Annotated in this window: 26 protein-coding genes; 10 read left to right on the top strand and 16 right to left on the bottom strand. The window is 41.3% G+C overall.

Annotated features, from left to right (window positions below):
• Positions 1-101 precede the first annotated feature (101 nt).
• The 8 genes from JF50_RS13350 to JF50_RS13315 are packed head-to-tail and all read right to left on the bottom strand — an operon-like array spanning position 102 to position 2631.
• Complete coding sequence (locus JF50_RS13350) at positions 102-389, bottom strand: hypothetical protein (RefSeq protein ID WP_039609939.1); 288 nt, start codon at positions 387-389, stop codon at positions 102-104.
• Positions 376-696 (bottom strand): hypothetical protein, encoded by a 321-nt coding sequence (locus JF50_RS13345; RefSeq protein ID WP_039609938.1) that lies wholly within the window; start codon positions 694-696, stop codon positions 376-378. The genes JF50_RS13350 and JF50_RS13345 overlap by 14 nt, the downstream gene beginning before the upstream one ends.
• A gap of 8 nt (positions 697-704) precedes the next feature.
• Complete coding sequence (locus tag JF50_RS26090; protein WP_052262288.1) at positions 705-1070, bottom strand: hypothetical protein; 366 nt, start codon at positions 1068-1070, stop codon at positions 705-707.
• 1 nt (position 1071) lies between these two features.
• A complete protein-coding gene (locus JF50_RS13335) occupies positions 1072-1260 on the bottom strand; it encodes a hypothetical protein (RefSeq protein WP_039609937.1) in 189 nt (62 codons plus the stop codon).
• An 8-nt stretch (positions 1261-1268) separates the two neighbouring features.
• Positions 1269-1715 (bottom strand): Mor transcription activator family protein, encoded by a 447-nt coding sequence (locus JF50_RS13330; RefSeq protein WP_052262287.1) that lies wholly within the window; start codon positions 1713-1715, stop codon positions 1269-1271.
• Positions 1708-1899 (bottom strand): hypothetical protein, encoded by a 192-nt coding sequence (locus tag JF50_RS13325; protein WP_039609936.1) that lies wholly within the window; start codon positions 1897-1899, stop codon positions 1708-1710. Before JF50_RS13325 ends, JF50_RS13330 begins: the two co-directional genes overlap by 8 nt.
• Entirely contained in the window at positions 1892-2278 is a 387-nt protein-coding gene (locus tag JF50_RS13320) for a phage protein GemA/Gp16 family protein (RefSeq protein ID WP_039609935.1), read from the bottom strand. Before JF50_RS13320 ends, JF50_RS13325 begins: the two co-directional genes overlap by 8 nt.
• Positions 2275-2631, bottom strand: a complete 357-nt coding sequence (locus JF50_RS13315) for a hypothetical protein (RefSeq protein WP_039609934.1) — start codon at positions 2629-2631, stop codon at positions 2275-2277. The genes JF50_RS13320 and JF50_RS13315 overlap by 4 nt, the downstream gene beginning before the upstream one ends.
• 70 nt (positions 2632-2701) lie before the next feature.
• Here JF50_RS13315 and JF50_RS13310 point away from each other — a divergent pair, with 70 nt between their 5' ends.
• Complete coding sequence (locus JF50_RS13310; RefSeq protein ID WP_039609933.1) at positions 2702-3136, top strand: hypothetical protein; 435 nt, start codon at positions 2702-2704, stop codon at positions 3134-3136.
• Here JF50_RS13310 and JF50_RS13305 read toward each other — a convergent pair.
• From JF50_RS13305 to JF50_RS13285, 5 genes are read right to left on the bottom strand one after another with little or no spacing between them, the layout of a single operon-like run.
• The gene (locus JF50_RS13305; protein WP_039609932.1) at positions 3133-4368 is read right to left on the bottom strand and encodes an AAA family ATPase; all 1236 of its coding nucleotides are present in this window, start codon (positions 4366-4368) and stop codon (positions 3133-3135) included. The genes JF50_RS13310 and JF50_RS13305 overlap by 4 nt on opposite strands.
• Complete coding sequence (locus tag JF50_RS13300; protein ID WP_052262286.1) at positions 4365-6011, bottom strand: Mu transposase C-terminal domain-containing protein; 1647 nt, start codon at positions 6009-6011, stop codon at positions 4365-4367. Before JF50_RS13300 ends, JF50_RS13305 begins: the two co-directional genes overlap by 4 nt.
• The gene (locus tag JF50_RS13295; RefSeq protein ID WP_039609931.1) at positions 6011-6922 is read right to left on the bottom strand and encodes a hypothetical protein; all 912 of its coding nucleotides are present in this window, start codon (positions 6920-6922) and stop codon (positions 6011-6013) included. The genes JF50_RS13300 and JF50_RS13295 overlap by 1 nt, the downstream gene beginning before the upstream one ends.
• A 60-nt stretch (positions 6923-6982) precedes the next feature.
• Complete coding sequence (locus JF50_RS13290) at positions 6983-7405, bottom strand: hypothetical protein (RefSeq protein ID WP_039609930.1); 423 nt, start codon at positions 7403-7405, stop codon at positions 6983-6985.
• Positions 7406-7433: 28 nt separating this feature from the next.
• Positions 7434-7745 carry a helix-turn-helix domain-containing protein gene (locus tag JF50_RS13285; protein ID WP_039609929.1) on the bottom strand — a complete coding sequence of 104 codons (312 nt, stop codon included), beginning with the start codon at positions 7743-7745 and terminating at the stop codon, positions 7434-7436.
• 133 nt (positions 7746-7878) lie between these two features.
• On the opposite strand from JF50_RS13285, the gene JF50_RS13280 reads away from it, so the two are divergent.
• From JF50_RS13280 to JF50_RS13260, 5 genes are all read left to right on the top strand, one after another.
• Positions 7879-8349: a hypothetical protein gene (locus JF50_RS13280; RefSeq protein WP_039609928.1), complete on the top strand. Its 471-nt coding sequence runs from the start codon at positions 7879-7881 to the stop codon at positions 8347-8349.
• Positions 8350-8360: 11 nt separating this feature from the next.
• Positions 8361-8888 (top strand): hypothetical protein, encoded by a 528-nt coding sequence (locus JF50_RS13275; RefSeq protein WP_039609927.1) that lies wholly within the window; start codon positions 8361-8363, stop codon positions 8886-8888.
• A gap of 67 nt (positions 8889-8955) precedes the next feature.
• On the top strand, positions 8956-11652 hold the full coding sequence (locus JF50_RS13270; protein WP_039609926.1) for an ATP-binding protein: 2697 nt from the start codon (positions 8956-8958) through the stop codon (positions 11650-11652).
• 63 nt (positions 11653-11715) lie between these two features.
• Positions 11716-12030 carry a YecR family lipoprotein gene (gene yecR, locus JF50_RS13265; protein ID WP_039609925.1) on the top strand — a complete coding sequence of 105 codons (315 nt, stop codon included), beginning with the start codon at positions 11716-11718 and terminating at the stop codon, positions 12028-12030.
• A gap of 87 nt (positions 12031-12117) precedes the next feature.
• Positions 12118-12594, top strand: coding sequence for a hypothetical protein (locus tag JF50_RS13260; RefSeq protein ID WP_039609924.1), 477 nt, complete (start codon positions 12118-12120; stop codon positions 12592-12594).
• Between the two features lie 44 nt (positions 12595-12638).
• Here JF50_RS13260 and JF50_RS13255 read toward each other — a convergent pair whose 3' ends face one another.
• From JF50_RS13255 to JF50_RS13245, 3 genes are all read right to left on the bottom strand, one after another.
• Positions 12639-12836, bottom strand: coding sequence for a hypothetical protein (locus JF50_RS13255; RefSeq protein WP_039609923.1), 198 nt, complete (start codon positions 12834-12836; stop codon positions 12639-12641).
• A 125-nt stretch (positions 12837-12961) separates the two neighbouring features.
• Positions 12962-13645 carry a hypothetical protein gene (locus tag JF50_RS13250; protein WP_039609922.1) on the bottom strand — a complete coding sequence of 228 codons (684 nt, stop codon included), beginning with the start codon at positions 13643-13645 and terminating at the stop codon, positions 12962-12964.
• Between the two features lie 318 nt (positions 13646-13963).
• Positions 13964-14371: a hypothetical protein gene (locus JF50_RS13245; RefSeq protein ID WP_039609921.1), complete on the bottom strand. Its 408-nt coding sequence runs from the start codon at positions 14369-14371 to the stop codon at positions 13964-13966.
• A gap of 299 nt (positions 14372-14670) precedes the next feature.
• On the opposite strand from JF50_RS13245, the gene JF50_RS13240 reads away from it, so the two are divergent.
• Genes JF50_RS13240 through JF50_RS13225 form a run of 4 tightly spaced genes read left to right on the top strand, consistent with a single transcriptional unit; the run spans position 14671 to position 17671 of the window.
• Entirely contained in the window at positions 14671-15831 is a 1161-nt protein-coding gene (locus JF50_RS13240; protein WP_039609920.1) for a hypothetical protein, read from the top strand.
• Positions 15824-16204, top strand: a complete 381-nt coding sequence (locus tag JF50_RS13235) for a hypothetical protein (protein WP_039609919.1) — start codon at positions 15824-15826, stop codon at positions 16202-16204. The genes JF50_RS13240 and JF50_RS13235 overlap by 8 nt, the downstream gene beginning before the upstream one ends.
• Positions 16205-16211: 7 nt before the next feature.
• Positions 16212-17150, top strand: coding sequence for a capsid protein (locus tag JF50_RS13230; RefSeq protein WP_235423430.1), 939 nt, complete (start codon positions 16212-16214; stop codon positions 17148-17150).
• Positions 17151-17200: 50 nt separating this feature from the next.
• Positions 17201-17671, top strand: a complete 471-nt coding sequence (locus JF50_RS13225; protein WP_039609917.1) for a phage protein Gp36 family protein — start codon at positions 17201-17203, stop codon at positions 17669-17671.

The following is a 17671-nucleotide window of genomic DNA, read 5'->3' as shown; positions in this document are numbered from 1 at the left end:
TAAAATGTTTTGCGGTGATTTGAAGCGATGTGGATATATTAGGCTAAAGCAAAAAACGGTCTACTGCAATAATGACCGTTTAAATGATGTTTAAAGTGAGTTTAAACATTCAGTTGTTTTGCAAACTCAGTTAGTTCACAAATCATATTTTCAATTATAAAGGTGTTTGGTGGTAAACACGGGGCCCATAAACCACCGTATTCGTCACAATACTTAGGCTCTGTATACCCAGCCTGTCCCATTTGGATAAAACAACGTCCATTGCTTGCCTTCCCAATATGAAATGCAAAAGGCGCGCTGTCATCTCCCCACCAATGCCAATACATACCGTCTTTGTTTGGTAGTTCCGTTGTCCATTCACCAAGGTTTAGCTTACTAAATTTCGTCATGATGCACCTCTTTATGTGGGTGATAAATGGTGTCGTTGATAATGCCACTGAGTCTTTCTAGTTTTTTGAGCTTCACTTTTTCGAGCTCATCTTCAGCCCCAAGCATATGTATAATTTGTTCACTCATAATCGCAACATCGGCAATTTCTTCAATCACATTGTCGCGGTGTCCCATTCGTTCTTGAATGAACAATTTATTTAATTCAGCGGTTAGCTCACCACATTCACCCATTGCCATACTTGCTTGGGTTTTAACACCCCATTTTTCGATGGCTGAATTGAAAAGTGTTTTCTTACAAATACCCATACATCACCTCAAAATAAGCCTGGAACAATTTTGCCGTGATTTACATCACCTACAATGGTCGACACGCTTCCTTCAACTTCACCACATTCTATGTTGCCAAAGGTATTAGTTACGGAGCCTACGACATCACCACATATCACATCACCAGAGCGGCATATTACCGTGGTGGCATTGTGAACTTCTACACAGCCGTGTAACACACCCAAATTTTCCACGTTACCATATACATGGATAGAGATTTTTTGGTCGGTATCTATTTTAAGCTGTTTACCGTCAACAATAAGTTCACTGCCTCTGATCTCAATCTCCTTGCCATGCACCAATGTATCGTTGATTTCGAGTTTTCCGTTTTCTTCTTTCATTTGTATTAACATATCAATTTCCTATTTCGTTTTTCGCCTCAGCTAAATCAGCTTCGAGGTTATTTAGCGGTAGCTTTAAGTCCTTTCTACCAGCTATGTAATTTTCGGTTATCTGCAGCGCTATCTGACATTGCACCTTGGAAGGTAAGCATTTACCAGATAGCTGCTGCGCGGTGAGTAACACAAAATTATTTTTGTGCATTGTTACTCCTAAAGCGGTAAATCTATTTGCCTGTGCTTATCGCCTAACAGATCCAGTTGAGCCTCTAAAGCAATTGGGTCACCAGTGCTTAATGCTGTGCCACTAAGGATTAACCAAATACATTGCCTGGTTAAGCCATACTGCTCAGCCAACTCTTGAACTTGTACGCCTAATTCATGCGCTTTAATGATCTCCTGGTTTCTAAACTGCAAGAGCACTTTATCTACCTTTGGGATCTGATAACTTTTTGCACCATGATTTTCACTTAAGTGCATAGCTAGCTCAGTACCAAAGACCTGGCAAAATTCGTGTTCTGGTTTTGGGTTTAGCGGGATATACATCATCCTTAGCTGATGCTGCTTTAATAAAGAAACAGCCCTCTCAACCCCAAGAACTTCGACGAACTTACGCACACCATGCGGTAACAAGCTCAGGTCAATATCATGCTCAGCCATTTTCAAGTTCCTCTAGCAACGATTCCAAACTATGCTCATTCGAAGCCGCTTTCATTTCACGAACTTCATCCCACTTGGTTCTTAGCTTGCCAACACGCCTAATTTCCAATGGCAGGTTGTCGTACTCGGCCTCTTCATAGAGCGGTCTGTCGGGGTTGATCACGATAGATTCACCTCTAGGCATGATCTGGCCCTCCACGATGTAACCATTGCTTCAGGATTTCTATAATGGCGGACCAATGGCTCTCAGCTTTATACAAGCGCAGTCCATTGCAATACTTCTCACAAAAAGCATCACATGCCTGTTTTGAGTCTTTTTCGACTTTCCCTGCACTGGCCAATTGCCCCCACAACGAGTAAATCAATTTCAATTGCTTTGGCATTTCATACTTTGGCGCCATATACTGATAACGCCGTAATAATGCCTTTTGTTGGTTCTTAGTAAGGCCAGTACAACTATTTGTGAGACCACCGCTGATCTGTTTAACGTTTTTTACATGGCATACCTGATCTATACCGGCTGCGCGTTGTGCTGCTTTTATTGCTTTAATCATCGGGTTCATGCTGCACGCTCCACTTGAGAAACTTGGTGATTCGGGAATACAGCAAATTCTTCTAACTCGAAGTCCCAGGGCTTTGTATCGTCGATACAGATTTTTGCGACGTTTGAATATAGACGGGTAAAAAGCGTGGTAAAACTTACCTGTTGTTTTACCTTCACTAATTGCTTGCACTCGTATAACCTTTCCCCAAGGAAGATGCAAAAAGCCACGGCAACGTTGCCTTCTACGCTATCCAGAATACGTCCTTTTGGGTCGTTCATGGCGAGCACATTGAGCATATGTTGATCGGTCAGCGTGTCATTTAGGACAAAATGACCGCCGAATATGGGCTGATAAATTTTCACTCTTATCATGGTGTTTTCCTTATTTAATGATGAGCCTAGTTGCCGCTAGGCTCGCTTTACAAAAAAGGGATTTAATAAAATGATTCGATACCCTAATCATCGAAAGTATCTTTCTTATGCGACTGATCTCCTGTCTCAGATGGAGAATGCGTTTTCTCAAGATGAGGTTGATCAACTTCGACTTGAGCTTGATGGCGTTGATTATTTCGACTTTGAAACCTGGCGCGACGAGCATGCCGAACACGTAAAGGAATTTTTATACAAGGCGAATTCTGCCTCCTGCAGATCACCGCAATCTGTTCATCAGTTAAAAATTCGCTTAGCTTGCATGCATGTTTTGTCTGAGGCTGTTTCATTACTAACTCCTTTGGTCAATTCAACTTTGTTAGAACTGGAAGATACAAAACCCGATCAAATCTTTAGTTGGAGCGAAATACAGCAAAATTGCCACCTCACTAAAGAAGGGATTTGGCCTTTCGATTACCTGGTTCCATGTCCGTTTAGCTTCGATTAATACGGTTTATTCAAATACGTGGTGAGGATTTGATTCACCATGGTTTGATTAAACTTGCGCTCTGGGTACTTATAAAATTGCGTAAGCACATGGGGGAGCAGATTGTCTCCGAGTGTTCTAGCATTACCTTCGACACGCTTGTGCAACCAATTCCAAAATGTGTCGCTGTCGTCTTCAACAGGCACGGTGTTCCTCGTTAAGCCATAAAAAATGCTTTTTAAATCGTTCACTGGCACTTCGCCTAGAGGTTTATAGAAAAAGCTCACACGACTTCGAATAAGGTTGTATCTAGGGTTGGTTTGAATACGTTCGTCTAACTCAAGGTTGCCAATCAGCATCACGCCAACATAGGCTTGGTCAGATATGGTTCTTAGCGGGTCCAAAGAATTCGGTTTACACTTATCTGCTTCGTCTAAGATGATTAACTTGTCAGAGCCACGCAGCGCCTTACAAATTGCTTTAACGTTACGTGAGCCAGATGTTTTGGGCGTAAGACTCAATGCAATACAAAGCGTTTCTAATATTTCAGTCACAGTTGTGAGCTCAGAGCCTTCAATCAGTATCGTGTCGTCACTGTGTTGTTCAGCATACTGCTTTGCGGCCATACTCTTTCCAAGGCCAGCTTGACCTGCAAAAACAGAAATACGGCGGCGCTCTCTTGCTTGTTGGCAAGACACATTAATGGTTTTAGAAATACTGGTTTCGACGAATGGGTATTCACCGTAGCGAAGACGTATACGCTCTTCTTCAGCGATATTTGTTACCTCAACTTCGCTGGTATCTATCGGTGATACTTGTGCAAAAATGTCATGTAGATGCTGTGTGGGGTTTGCTGTGTATTTTCCGTTTAATAGTTGGCTAATAAAGCCTGCTGTGCGGCCCATTTTGCGCGCTAAGTCTGCGCTGGTTATGCCTTGCCCGCTAATATCAGAGGCTCGCATACGCTTCTTAATACGCGCAACCATCAACTTATCATCTTCTTTATAAACGGGACTAAAGCCACTTTCTTCTGAAAACGCCTTTGGGTCGCAGTCACCAAAGCACAGTTCCCATACTGCATTGATAATCTTCTTAGGATTAATTGGTGACTTGCCTGCCAATACAGTTTTTACATCTTCTAAGTTAAAGCCGCATGTATAGTCCTCTGGGCCTAAGTTATAAAACTCAATTTCTGCGTTTACGAGGTTGGTTTGTTTTTGCTGCAGTTCGCTATAGTGCTCAGTAAAGTTCATTGGTCTTCTCCAAATAAGTCGATAGAGTTGGGTTGCTTCGGTGTTGGTATTGGCTCAATCACAAAGTCTGCAATATCCATATCAAGGCGCTCAGGCTCCTTGAGTGGCAGTGTTTTTGTCTCAGCTTCAATGAGCTCGACTTCTTCAACATCCACAATGCGTGTGAGAGAGTCTTCACGCTCAATTTTTTGGATTTCTTTAGTCAAGCGCTTTTTGCGATTCTCTTTACGTTCAAGCCTACGTTGGTCGATACGAGAATCAGGCACAGCCTTAACCTTGCTTTTAAGAAAGGCATACATTAAAAACTCGCCCGTCACTTCGTACAGGTGTATGCGCTCAGATGACTTCATGCTGTAGCCAGCAACTAGCTGTTTGCCATTAAACTGATATAAAAAGTCAGCTGAATAGATGCGGTTATCGAACCTAATTTGACCTTTGCGTACGTTTACAATGGTCTTAGGTAAATACTCAAAATTGATGGTTTCAGGGATACTTTGCTCAAAGCTTTCTTCCCAGACTTGATTGCGCGTTTTGCCCTTTTCTTCTGGGTGCTCACTGTTGTGATACTCCTCAAGCCAGGCTTCAAACTCGGCAATCCAATCTTCTAGTGTGGGTAAACTGCGCTTGCCTTGTTTCACTTCTTTGAGCACTTTAAGCAAGTGGCGGTTATCATGGCCACGGCCACAATATGTCTCGAAGCGTTTACCCACGTTTTCTTCCATGTTTCGAAAAAAACGCTCAATCCATTTAGCACGCGCGTTCCCAGGGATTGCAAAAATAGGCTCAATATCTAACTGGGTATACACACCACAGTTTTCATCGCACATCATGTGGTTTTTGTAGCCAGAGCCGTTATCAACATAAATCAAATAAGGCTTATGATTTAAGTCTTTTATTGAGTCAGTCAGTGCTCGTAGTGTTGCTAACGAGTTCTCAGCAATACTCAAATCCCAAGCGACTATTTTTCGGCTGCGAACATCTTGAAATGCCGTTAACTCATACCTAAATGACTCGCCACTTTCGGTGTGCTCAAGGTGCACATCTATTGTGTGGCCATCACCGTTATATATGAATCCGGCGGGTATATTCTTTGTCGTTCGCAACTTAAAATCTTTGTGTTTATCAGCATAGATTTTAGTGCCGACCCGATACGGGCTTTGTGGGCCTAGCTCGTGGGGCATAGAGTTTATAAAACGCCTCACTTGGGCCGCATCGACTTTATAGCCCATTTTATTTAGGTCCCTTGCTACAAACGCAAAGCTTAAAGAGTTAGGACTATGATAAATTTCGAGCGCTTTTGCAGCCCATGGCGGCGGTGCTGCAACCCTCCCTTTATTGTTAGGTAGTAACCCCTCAGTGCCCTTTTCTTTATAGGCTTTTACCCAGTTATGTGCCGTGGCTCGTGTTGGCACTTTGCCTAAATAACTTATTGCCTGGTGTAATGCAGGCGTAACCAAGTGCTGGTCCAATGCAGTCACAAGAGCTTGTCTTGCTTTATCAATGCTTAAGCCACTAGACAGCAAATGCTTAACAAAAATGGTCCTATTCTGCGCTGTTTTACGTGCTTTATCAGTCGCATTAGCCCAAGTGATATCACTGTCTGCGAGCTTTAAACTATTGAATTTAATAACAGCAGGATGCATTAGCGTACCTCCTTGCTTTGTTTTTCTAAAAGAAATTGTTCAAGTAGCCGACTACGTTCAGTATCTACGTATTGCCACTCTGCTTTGGTAAATTTTGGTAGGTGTTCAATGCCTTCAATATGACCCGAGAATTCGCCACTTAAACGCTCAAGAATATTGCCAACTTGGCTATATATCGCGGCCCAGGTGTGGTGCAAAACTTGCGCTGCGCTCACGCGGGTATCAAAGTCCAATTGTCGGTTATCGCAAAGCTGGCCCACTTGCGTGATCGTATTTACCAGTGCTTCATCTAAAAGCTCCGTATTACAAATCGCGTCCTTGCGCATTTCGCTTATAAACACAGGCATGTCGAACCGAACAGAAGGCACTTTACGCAGCTTTTCATGTTCAAGTTCGTTGATGGCCTTAGCTGCTGCTTCCTGAAAGCCGTCACGTTCCTTCATCAGATCTGCAACTTGTTGCTTGATAGCACTTCCAGAGGTTTCAGCTAAGATTTCGTAATCTTGATCATCTAGCTCTTTAAGAGTCTCTATAGGAACTTTTGCAAGCTCTGTAAGCTGTCTTTGACTAAAATTCAAAAGGGACACTGTGTCCACTTTGGATTTTGGTAGCCCATTTAGCATTTTTGCTATTGCCATAGTCCTACTTGCTGTACGGCGATGAATACCTCGCTCATGTAGCAGAGAATTGAATTTCCCGTGATCTGTCTCAGCTTTGATTTTAAGTAAGAGAAACCCCATTTCGGCATTGTCAGTAAATTGTCTATTTGCGAGAAAAACAACACGGTCCATCGCCTCTTCTATTGTGCTTGGCATCACAATGTTAAGTGGAGAATCTATCTGAGCAATCTGATGATTGATTTCATTTTGAGACTCTTGGTTTACTAGTTCCTTTACATGCTGATTAGACATAGGAGCTCCAAATTTTAGGCAGATCTTGGTCTTTGATAGGCATAGGTATAAACCTCAAAATTAAGTATCGATTTTGATATCGTCGAGGAGTGACTCTTTTTCTTGCTGTAACTTCCTGATCTGAACTTCGTACTCAGAAACTTCTTTGAGCTTAAGGGCTCGCTCATTTACAGCCGTATACATTAATGGAGCAAGTAAAACATCAGCAGGTTCCGTACTTTTAACAGCCCACAGTAACGCTGGTAGGTAATGGATTGGCATAGCTGTAGGCTGGCTTGGAGCGAACCATTTATTCAATTTACCTTCATCTACTTCAATTTGATGCACTTTTAATGCTTCATTCATTCTTTCCGCCAGCCCAGTACGAGTGTAGCCGCAGCGACGCATACAAGCGTTAACGCAGTGTATAAACTGGTGTAAAACCACGCAATCGGGTGGTGTATGGCAACTAAAAACGCTGTCGAACTTTTCATTATTAGACATGTAAAAATCTCCTTAAATAAACCTGTCTCTACTCTGAGGGCTGTGTAATTGTTAGAGGAGGAGGTATTGGTGTGCCCTGCCTAATGGCTTTGACAATTTGGCTTTTTCTCGGGCCTCTATTTTTAGGTTCATAGGATTTGCCAAATACTTCATGGATTGGCATTTCTAGAGCGTTGCAAATTGCTTGTGCGACACGAAGAGATTTTGCATCACCTGACGCTATTCTAGAAACGTGACTAGGACTAAGTTCAAGGGCTTCAGCTATGTCTGTTAAGCAAATATCTTTCGGTTTTAACTTTTCTATAATCTCACGAGATGTTAACTTTTGAGAGTTACTCATTTGTATGACTCCATTGGTTCATTTGTATATTTAAACTACACATAAACAATACACCTGTATCAATCGGAGTCAAGTTATTTACAGTAAAATGATACAAATATATTTTACTATACATATGTATTAAAGGTGTGCTATGTTATCTGAAACCGTTAATTTTGATATTGAGGCTGTGTACGAACGTTTGTATAAATTGCTCAATGTAACAAGCGATAGTGCACTATCTGAAATTTTAGGTTTATCCCCTTCAGCTGTCAGGAACGCAAGAAATAGGCAATCTTTGCCTTGGGAAGGAATCGTGAAAACTTGCGCAGATCGGAAAATCGATCTCAACCATGTATTTGGTGTGAATGTAGAACGGGATAATAACCAAGGTGTGGAGTCACAAGATAAAACCCAAGCCTTTGACGTATCTGATGCTGTTGCTGCAAATGCATTGGTGGAAAAAATACTTGATGACTTAATGTTTGTAAAAAACTTGCCCGCTGATAGGGAATTATTCATTCGTGGTAAACTGAGACCGATGTTGTTTGAAAAAACATTTGAATATCAATTCAATGAGGTCATGGTAAAAACAGCCGCGGAGGGAGCTCTATACATGGCTTAAAGGACGATAAAATGAAATTACTTTCGGGAATTTTCGCACTACTAGCTGGGGCTTTGGCATCAAACACACAAGCCATTGAACCATTACCTGACCGAGCTCGTGTACAACATATGAATGCAGATCTACTTTTACCTGATGGTAGACTAATGAATGTAGATGTTTCATTTGATTGTGGTAGTGACTACCAAGATACTGCAATGATGATCATGAGCGATTCCGGTGCAAAAATACTTGCAGCCGCTTATACACATTTGTATGGAGAACAGTTCGGTAAACAAGTGATGGACGCTTGGAATAATAAAAAACACGAGTCCGACCCAAGAAAACCAACCTACTTATTTGTAATTGCTCCAAGAGAGCAACCTGTCGTTTGGCAAAATAAATACACCAACAAAGTTCACAAAGTGTTAACTCGTGATACACTGGGTTCATATAATGGTGACAGTCAAGATGTTAGTGAAACTTCCATAGACACATTTGTGCCAGTGTTAGCGGCAGGATGTGGGACTAAAATACATAACCCTCACCAAGTACAATAAATAATCAATAAAGAACTAGGACGTGAGGCCCTTTACATGAGGGCCGATCATTAACGGATATAATATTATGCGTGGTCTATTTTTCCTATTTGCGCTAGTGCTCAGTGCAAACTGTTTGTCTATGCAAATGAAACATTTAAATACAGTTGCACAAGATGAAAGGCAACTGATGTATTTTTCTTCTCATGATGGAGTTTACCGCTACGATGGTGAACATTTTACGAGCATGAGTAGATTTACGCAGTTGCCTAATGGGATGGTCATAGATGTACAGTTTATGCCTGAGCTTAACTATTTAATTGCTTTGTACCAAAATGGAGAGCTTTGGAAAGTTAATTTAAATGGCTATCAAGCAACAAAGGTATCTGACATTGGTGCGTATAAGTTGGCTGTAAACAACAACAGCATCTTCGCTATGATGGACACGCAGATTGTAAAAGTTAACGTAAATAACGGATTAGCGCACACTATATTTAATAAAGATATCAAGTTGTTTGATATAGACTCTGGCTATGGGCATGTATATTTTCTAAGTGAAGATGGGTTGTATGTGTACTCTGAATTAGGTGTAAGAAAGCTGGAAAATGGTCGAGTACATAAAGGAAACTTAGAAGCGACACCACATGGTGTAGCGTATAGCATTAATTCAACATTGTATTATTACTCTAATGGTCAACAATCATCAATAAAAAATGAGGACATCAGCTCAGCTGAGAACCTTACCTTCATACCACCTGATCAGTTGTATTATACCAGTGCTGGCAATGTGAGTGAGTTGAACATAAATACCTTAAAAATAAAACGTAAAAACATTGCGAGCCAACCAATGTCTTACCGTAACTTATTCGTAGATAAAAGTAATACCTTATGGGGAGTAGGTATAAACAGCTTTGTACGTGTTGATGGCCAAAATAAAATTGCGGACCTTCATTTAGACTCTCAATACAATGCTATTGAGTATGTAAATGGTGAAATATGGATAGGTACGAGTAAAGGGATATATAAATATGTTAATAACGAGTTTATTAAAGTTGGCTGGCTAATCGAAAAAATGCCAAAAATGAACTATTCAATAAATTCATTCGAACTTTTTAGTGGTCACCTAATTGTTTCTACAAGCTTGGGAGCTTTCAAGGTTAATGTTGCAGCAAAAACCGTAACAAGGCTAATTGATAGTCATGTCATTAATGCATCGGTAATTGAGAACAGTCTTTACTTGGCCACTAACAGCGAAGGGGTAAAACTTTTCAGTAGTCACTTCACTCAACTTGATTCATCACAATACAATAATTCGCTTCCGTCCTTGGAGGTTTTAAATGTTGATAGGCATTCTGGAAAAACATATATAAGTACTGCTAGTGGGTTAATCGTTGCAGACCGTTCAGGAAATTCTATTTTGGATTTTGAACAATCTGTAATGGTTACGGATGTTGCGGAGCTTAATAACGAGCTGTTTTTGTCAACTTATGGAAAAGGCTTGTTCAAGAAAATTGATAATACATGGCAATCAGTTCCCTCCCCTAGCTATATAGTCGAATTGAATGTAACAAGGGAAGAGCTTTTTATAAAAACGACGAATGGTCTTCACAAAGTAAGCAATGCGCATAACTATACAATTGCAATACAAGGTACTTTACAAGACTCATTTAGCACCAGCAGTATAAAGCTTGTTGGTGATAAGCTCATAGCTGTAAGTGATAAAGGTCTTATTGAAATACCCAAGTCAATTGATGATAAACCTATACAGCCCAAAATAGTGTTTATAGAATCTGAATTAGGCCTACTTCCTGAGCCTGAATTTCTCTCTCTCGGTGATGGTAAGCTTAAGGTTGCGATCTCATCTTTTGACTTTGTGTCTGAGAAAAAAGGCACTTATCAATATAGCCATAACGGAAGTGATTGGATTCAACTAGACTCAGCCATATTGACTTTAAGTGAGCTCAAAGAAAAAACTCATACTTTGAGGTTTAGATACATCCAGGGAAATGAAATAAGTGATGTAACTGAGTATATGTTTGAGGTTATAGCTCCTTTTTATAAATCGAATGCAGCTTTGGCTATATATTTATTACTTACGTTCATTTTAAGTATATCAGCTTTCTATTTAGTCTATAAATGGGTGCAGAGTTTTCACAGTGTGTATCGTAGAAATCAAAAACACTTCCAACAATCTAATGTAACTGAAGCATACGTGAATATGGTTGATGCTAAATCACTTTGCAGCAGCGGGAATGATACGATGCTAACGGAAGGGTTGGTCAAAATGGCCTACATCATAGAAAAGTTAGAACCAATAGCTCATGACATTGCCAGTTTAGGAAAGCAGCCTTTATCCGCTGGTATTAATATATTGCAAATACATGCTTCAATGCAGCTAGCTATGAACGTAAAAATTAAATCTACAGTTGGAGATGAGAGATTCGATAACCAACTAGAGCACGATATTTACTTGGTTTTATATCACTCTGTAAGAAATGCAATAAAGCATTCGAGAGCCAAGAACGTAAACGCTAGCTTAATATTGCAACATAAAACCATTGAAGTATGTGTTGAAGATGATGGCCGAGGCATCACTCTATTGGACAAGCTAAATTTTGGCTCTGGGTTTTACAACATGAAGCAAATTGCCAAAGTGTACAAAACTAAGTTTAGTATCAAAGCTTCAAAAAAAGGCTCTACGATCCGCATGGTGTTTCCAATTATCGAGCGAAACAGGCCCGTTGGCGAAAGTAGCGATAATAAAAAGCTTATTGAAAGGATTTGATGATTATTAGGTTTAACGTCCAGCCTAATAACTCTGCACTCACAGGACGAGGAGAAAATAGAAATGAAAAAAGCATTGATGGTATCACTAGTAGCTTTATTCGCAACGGGTTGTATGTCGACTCAAAAAGACTGGTCTGCTACAGGCGGAAGTAAATCTGACGGTACAGTAAAGCTTTCTTATCAATATGGGTTATTTGAGTCGCCTACAGTAAATGAAGAGCAAGCAATAAGACTCGCGTCAAAACGGTGTCAGGCATGGGGTTATTCAAGCGCAGAGGCGTTCGGCGGAATAACAAAAAACTGTAATTCCCCGTCGGCCAATGGTTGTAACTCTTGGTTGGTTACAAAAGAGTACCAGTGTACTGGCCAACAGTAGTCTTTTTTGAAGTAGAAAAAGTACGAGAGCAAACGATAGCTTTGTTTTGGCTCTCGTAAAATAAGTTAAAGAAGTCTAGATATAAATATGCATTTAAAACCAAAAACGCCTAAAAAAATCAATGGGCGAGTAAAATCATTAATTCAAGAATTAAACTTAGATCACAAGAACTCCACGTTTTTGAGGTTAACAGCACGCGACAAAAGTTATCGTGCAGGCTACTGTTTCAATAACTGTGAATTGGAGAGCAAGAAAACTGGCGCTAAAGTAGTTTATGGTTGGCAGATTTGGGAAGATCCAAAAAAGTCTTTTATAGAGGCTGAATTTCACGCTGTTATAAAAGAAAATGGTTCACTCTTAGATATTTCGCCGAGGCAAACGGGAGAAGAAAAAATCCTCTTTATTGAGGATAGTTTAAGGTCTTCTGGAAGAAAGTCAGATGATGCTTGGTATTCTTGGACCAATTTAAAAATGATAAACGGATTTGTTGCAGAAACAGTCAAAGAGTGCGAGGTTGTGGAGCTGGATGAAACATACAGTGAATTACGTATTCTTGAGGGTTAGTTAGCAAAAACACTAATTAAAGGACAAAGCCGCACCTGCGGCTTTTATTTGTTGTCAGCGAGCGAAAGGCTCAATGAATGTTTGGGTGCAAGTTCTACACTCACTTTAACCCCTGAGATTGTAAGATCATAAATAATCATATTTTCAGTTTTATTGGTTTGAGTAATAGACTTACCCGAGTTTAATGCTTCGTTAAATGACTCATTGCATATTTCAATTGGTTGTCCTTCTTGCTCTTTCATATGTTCTAGCTCCCTTTTATCATAAATTCAGGTGGTCCTGTTTGTAGCGCTGTGGTAATTAAGCAGCACTTTATTAAGTATTTACACAAAAAAGAAAAGAGACAAATTCAATATCAAGAATATTGTCACATACGAAGCTTGATTGTTCCCTCAGAGAAAAACTTAACGTACTGCTTTTCGACAGATTCAAAGTAACTAATTTTTTCTGACATCAATTCTATGGTCTTCATAAATTCAAGGTGTATTGAAGTGAATCTGCTATCTGAAGTATCTACATTCGAATTTTTATCTGAAATCCAAAATTGGCTTTGGTAATGAAGCTTTTTTCCAAGCGCAACTAGTTGGTCATGTAACTCATCATCTTTAATTTTGTCTTTATGTACTACAGAGTGAAGCGCAGTGAAATAGTTTCTTATGACATTAGAGAAGATCCTCTGTGATGGAGGGTCTTCAAGTTGTAGCGATACGAATATCGTCATTTCCATTATGAACTGCTCGGGGTCTCGATATCGAAGCCAAGAATATTTAAAAGAGATACGCAGAAAGCGATCAAACTTCCCAGCTCTGTAACCTTCAAAAAGTAAGTGGCAAAGCGTTCCTATGGTTGCTATCACAATGAGCCAAAATGTCACTGTGGCCATGTGCCGTTCTCGCTCTACTCTGAGTACTTCGACTTTAGCTTGTTCTTCGGGCGAGAGCTTTGAGAACGCAACAGGGTCTGAAATAGAATCGCCTGGTTCGTATGGTGGTACTATGGCAAATGTTGAACTAGAGATAAAAAATAGAATGAGCGCAAATAACTTAGACATGCCGACTCCTTTGTTACTAACAATGGCATTTAATTAAAACCATATTAACACTGCGATAAGTGTACCTGCAATGAGTAGGATTTTACGCTTTTGGTAAATGTAGCTTAATAAGTTACCAATTATGTGCTTTTCAAGCTTGTAAGCCGCTCTAAGCGTTTAAGTGGAATTTTATGTAGGGTAGCTTATTTAAAAGTGGGTTAAACAATCTGAGAGTCTGTTAAACACCTTCTAAACACTATCCCAGTTTGGTTTTAAGGTCTGTTTCTGGTTTAGGTGGTAACTTTGCGGGTGAAAGTTACCATAGTTCCTGCTTTAGGTTTATTTTTCTTTAGCTTGAAGACGGTACTCTCGCCTGAATCCAATATATGCTGCAGTCAAAATAACAAACCCAAAAATGCCCACCGTAATCCAATAATCTCTAACAAACTCAGCACGAAATTCAGCAAATTCTTCTTGCGCTTCAATCGCGACCTTAACGACTCCATCTTGATAGACACCTTTGGTGCAATCATGATTACCAGCTTGTTCGCCTAGCTGCTCACAAATCAGCTTTTGTACATCGTTATATACCTGTCGAGTAACGGCCTTTATCTCCTCTCTGTGATACTTGTCTTCATAGCTAGCAATTTCATTAATTTGAAACTGTAAAAACGGGATTAAAAATAGCACGCCTAAAAGGCCTATTAACTCCATGAACCTGCTTGTGTGCATCGTTTTTTTATACATACTTTTTCCTTAAATAAAAATTATCGCGCCGGACTTTGGCGGCAAATTAAATGTAATAAATATGTCAACAGACAATCAAGGGGTTTTATTCACCAGGCTGGAAAAGTCAGGTTCAGCACTAAATTGTTGGGTTTTTTATTAGAAAACATGTACGAAGATAGGAATTTGTTGATCCAAATTGATTGCCTGTTTAATCTATTAAATTGCTCTAATTAACTTATATGTAAAACATTTTACGCCTAACTTTCTATTCCTCCCTCGTTACTCTGAGCTCATTGATTCAACGATGAGCACCCACAATGGAAAACACTGAGTTTGACTGGTATGAGATTTTTACCGCTGGCACCCACACCGATTCAAACGGAAATACACAGGAGTTTACCGCCGCAGATTTAGACTCTGTGGTCACAAACTTTATCCCCAAGACTAGCCCTTTGGTCATTGGCCACCCTAAGACTAACGACCCCGCATGGGGTTGGGTAAGTGACTTAAAAGTCGAAGACGGTAAGTTGTTTGCTAAAGCCGAAGACGTGGCCGCTGAGTTTGCAGAAGCAGTCGAAGCAAAGCGTTACCCAAACCGCAGTGTTCGTTTAGAAGGCGAACCAGGTAACTACTTTTTAGGTCACGTTGGTTACTTGGGTGGCAAAGCCCCTGCTGTTGCTGGCATGCCTTGGCAATTTAACGATGAAACAAAAGGCGCAGTATTTGAGTTTGCTGCCAGTGAAGCAAGCGAGCGTATAGAAGATGTTGCCATGCAAACTGCGCGTTTACTTACCGACTTTATGGGTAATTTCCGTGAGTGGGTTATTGAGCAGCATGACCTAGAGACCGCAAACCGACTCATCCCAAACTGGGAAGCCGACTGGCTTATCCGCAAAACCATCATCGCTGAACACGAACAAGACAAACAGCGCTATGGCAATCATGCCTTTAGCGCCCCTACCAATAACCCCGAGGAACTAGAAGTGAGTGACAAAACTAAAAACGAACCCACCGAAGCCGAGAAAGCATTGCAGGCGCAACTGGACGCGGCGAACGCAAAAAACGCCCAGCATGAATTCAATCAACGTAAGTTTGATGCGCAAACGTTTATTGATACCAAGGTCAATGGTGGCAATGCCCCGCGTATCACCAAAACAGACGGTTTGGCCGAATTCATGGCACACCTTGAAACAGACAGTGCCAATACATTTGAATTTGCTGCTAGCGATGGCAATCAAACCTCGTCGGCCAAGCCAGCCGAGTTCTTTAAAACTTTGCTGCTCTCATTACCTGAGCAAGCCGGACTTACCAAAGACTTTAGCCGTGGAGACGACAGCGACGAGACAGAAATTGATAACTCGGCTGATGCGCTGGCTGCAAAGGCTTTGGAGTATCAACATGCTCAGTCTCAAAAAGGCATTACGGTTAGCGTGAGTGACGCACTCGGTCACGTACAAAAGGAGGCTAACAATGGCTAATCCTGGATTTATTCAAAACTACACGGCTTCTGGTGAAGTTGGGAAGTTCAGAGTGGCGGTGTATACCGGCGCTGACTTTGAAGTAACTCAAGCCTCTGGTAGCGATATTGCCATTGCAGGCGTGACTGAATGGGGTAAGAACATATCTGGGCGTGTTGATGTCGTTATGACTCAACTGGCCAGTGTTGAGTACGGCGGTGACATTCTCGCAGGAGATACGCTGGTTCCTGACACTGAAGGCCGTGCCGTTAAGTTGGATATGAGCGCCAAAGCTGAAGATGCCGAAGTATGGACCTTGGGCGTTGCCCAAGAAAGCGGCAAGCTCGGGACCATTGGCACAACCACTGTTACCCCACAGTTAATCGTGAAATAGGAGTGAGATGATGAGTCACGGAATGCCCTTTACCCCTGATATAGAGCAAACAGCCATTGCTATTGCCTATCGAAATAGACGTATGATTGCGGATGAAGTCTGCCCTCGTATGCCTGTCGGTAAGCGCACATTTGAGTATCGAACGTACGATAAAGCAGAGCGTATGACCATTCCAAATACGCGCGTTGGCCGTAAGTCTGCCATTAATCAGGTTGAATTTACCACAGAAGAAGGTAGTGCATCTTGCGAAGACCACGGTCTTTCGGATGTAGTGCCAAATTCAGACATTAAAGAAGCACCACATAATTACAACCCGTTGCACCATGCCACAGAAGGTATCTCAGACTTAATGCTTTTGGCGCGTGAAGTCCGTGTGGCAGAGCTATTTAAAAACCCTACTAACTATGGCTACCACCGAGAACTAGGTAAGAACAATTTAAAGTATTTGGATGATGACAGTCTCGATATCTTGCAGTTCTTTCAAGAGCTCATCGATGACATGTTAGTAACGCCAAATCACATGACGTTGCCCCGCAAAATCCTAACTAAGCTCCGCTCATGTAAGCATGTGATTAAAGCGTATAACGGCTCGTTAGGTGATAGCGGCCTCGTACCAATCGGGTTTATTCAGGACACGCTGGGTATAGATAAAGTGCACGTGGGTGAGGCTTGGGTAAACACAGCCAAAAAAGGCGAAACCCCGAGCTTTGTTGAGGCATGGGGCAATGACCACATTAGCTTTACCCGCTCTGACCCCTTAGCCAGTGCCAGTAATGGCCGTATGACTTTTGCCTTTACTGCCCAGTTTGGCGACAGAATTTCTGGCAGGCGCGATGTAGCAGCTGGCCTTGATGGTGCTATTGAAGTGATGGTGGGCGAAAAAGTCAAAGAGCTCTCTATCGCAAAAGACTACGGCATGATTTTAACCAATCTACTTAAACCCTAATTATTAACTCCCTATGGGGCTTCGGCCCCTTTATAAATAAGGAAAGACCTATGTTTGTAAATACACAACACACAGTAAATACCTTGGGTGTCAATCAGTTGGTTGAGTACGCGAATGGCCGCTTTTCACTTGCTTACGGTTCGCAAGAAATCACAGCAGAAGACATAGAGAACGCGCTATTAGCCACGCCTGAAACAGACATTCAAACCACCCTTTTAAATTGGTTTGAAACTGCCTCGACCAATGTAAATAACACGATTGCGGGTTACGTGGCCAAGCTTGAACTGACACAAGCCGAGATTGATACCTCTCCCCTTCTTGGCATTGCCGCAGATCTCATGCGCTACGAACTGTGCAACAACGACGCTGACGAAGGCTTAATGGTCAGACGTAAAAACGCCATGCAAGAGCTTGGTAAAATTGAGGCGGGAACCATTCAAATCAAAACTCCGTCACCAGTTGCCTCTGGGCCTATTCAAACCAAGCCTGTTTCTAGCAATTTTGATTGGGCGAGGTACTAA

Origin of the sequence: Pseudoalteromonas luteoviolacea (genome assembly GCF_000814765.1) — a bacterium.
In the GTDB taxonomy this organism is placed as follows: domain Bacteria; phylum Pseudomonadota; class Gammaproteobacteria; order Enterobacterales; family Alteromonadaceae; genus Pseudoalteromonas; species Pseudoalteromonas luteoviolacea_H.
Note: the sequence above shows the minus strand (reverse complement) of the source record. Positions and strands in the feature narration are given on the sequence as shown.

Bases quoted from the DNA above. Each gene is read 5' to 3' on its own strand.
- JF50_RS13330 (WP_052262287.1), bottom strand. From the start codon at position 1,715: ATGGCTGAGCATGATATTGACCTGAGCTTGTTACCGCATGGTGTGCGT.
- JF50_RS13240 (WP_039609920.1), top strand. From the start codon at position 14,671: ATGGAAAACACTGAGTTTGACTGGTATGAGATTTTTACCGCTGGCACC.
- JF50_RS13275 (WP_039609927.1), top strand. From the start codon at position 8,361: ATGAAATTACTTTCGGGAATTTTCGCACTACTAGCTGGGGCTTTGGCA.
- JF50_RS13250 (WP_039609922.1), bottom strand. From the start codon at position 13,645: ATGTCTAAGTTATTTGCGCTCATTCTATTTTTTATCTCTAGTTCAACA.
- yecR (WP_039609925.1), top strand. From the start codon at position 11,716: ATGAAAAAAGCATTGATGGTATCACTAGTAGCTTTATTCGCAACGGGT.
- JF50_RS13315 (WP_039609934.1), bottom strand. From the start codon at position 2,631: ATGATAAGAGTGAAAATTTATCAGCCCATATTCGGCGGTCATTTTGTC.
- JF50_RS13280 (WP_039609928.1), top strand. From the start codon at position 7,879: ATGTTATCTGAAACCGTTAATTTTGATATTGAGGCTGTGTACGAACGT.
- JF50_RS13260 (WP_039609924.1), top strand. From the start codon at position 12,118: ATGCATTTAAAACCAAAAACGCCTAAAAAAATCAATGGGCGAGTAAAA.
- JF50_RS13230 (WP_235423430.1), top strand. From the start codon at position 16,212: ATGATGAGTCACGGAATGCCCTTTACCCCTGATATAGAGCAAACAGCC.
- JF50_RS13345 (WP_039609938.1), bottom strand. From the start codon at position 696: ATGGGTATTTGTAAGAAAACACTTTTCAATTCAGCCATCGAAAAATGG.
- JF50_RS13255 (WP_039609923.1), bottom strand. From the start codon at position 12,836: ATGAAAGAGCAAGAAGGACAACCAATTGAAATATGCAATGAGTCATTT.
- JF50_RS13245 (WP_039609921.1), bottom strand. From the start codon at position 14,371: ATGTATAAAAAAACGATGCACACAAGCAGGTTCATGGAGTTAATAGGC.
- JF50_RS13285 (WP_039609929.1), bottom strand. From the start codon at position 7,745: ATGAGTAACTCTCAAAAGTTAACATCTCGTGAGATTATAGAAAAGTTA.
- JF50_RS13225 (WP_039609917.1), top strand. From the start codon at position 17,201: ATGTTTGTAAATACACAACACACAGTAAATACCTTGGGTGTCAATCAG.
- JF50_RS13350 (WP_039609939.1), bottom strand. From the start codon at position 389: ATGACGAAATTTAGTAAGCTAAACCTTGGTGAATGGACAACGGAACTA.
- JF50_RS13290 (WP_039609930.1), bottom strand. From the start codon at position 7,405: ATGTCTAATAATGAAAAGTTCGACAGCGTTTTTAGTTGCCATACACCA.
- JF50_RS13300 (WP_052262286.1), bottom strand. From the start codon at position 6,011: ATGCATCCTGCTGTTATTAAATTCAATAGTTTAAAGCTCGCAGACAGT.
- JF50_RS26090 (WP_052262288.1), bottom strand. From the start codon at position 1,070: ATGTTAATACAAATGAAAGAAGAAAACGGAAAACTCGAAATCAACGAT.
- JF50_RS13320 (WP_039609935.1), bottom strand. From the start codon at position 2,278: ATGAACCCGATGATTAAAGCAATAAAAGCAGCACAACGCGCAGCCGGT.
- JF50_RS13310 (WP_039609933.1), top strand. From the start codon at position 2,702: ATGATTCGATACCCTAATCATCGAAAGTATCTTTCTTATGCGACTGAT.
- JF50_RS13270 (WP_039609926.1), top strand. From the start codon at position 8,956: ATGCGTGGTCTATTTTTCCTATTTGCGCTAGTGCTCAGTGCAAACTGT.
- JF50_RS13305 (WP_039609932.1), bottom strand. From the start codon at position 4,368: ATGAACTTTACTGAGCACTATAGCGAACTGCAGCAAAAACAAACCAAC.
- JF50_RS13235 (WP_039609919.1), top strand. From the start codon at position 15,824: ATGGCTAATCCTGGATTTATTCAAAACTACACGGCTTCTGGTGAAGTT.
- JF50_RS13335 (WP_039609937.1), bottom strand. From the start codon at position 1,260: ATGCACAAAAATAATTTTGTGTTACTCACCGCGCAGCAGCTATCTGGT.
- JF50_RS13325 (WP_039609936.1), bottom strand. From the start codon at position 1,899: ATGCCTAGAGGTGAATCTATCGTGATCAACCCCGACAGACCGCTCTAT.
- JF50_RS13295 (WP_039609931.1), bottom strand. From the start codon at position 6,922: ATGTCTAATCAGCATGTAAAGGAACTAGTAAACCAAGAGTCTCAAAAT.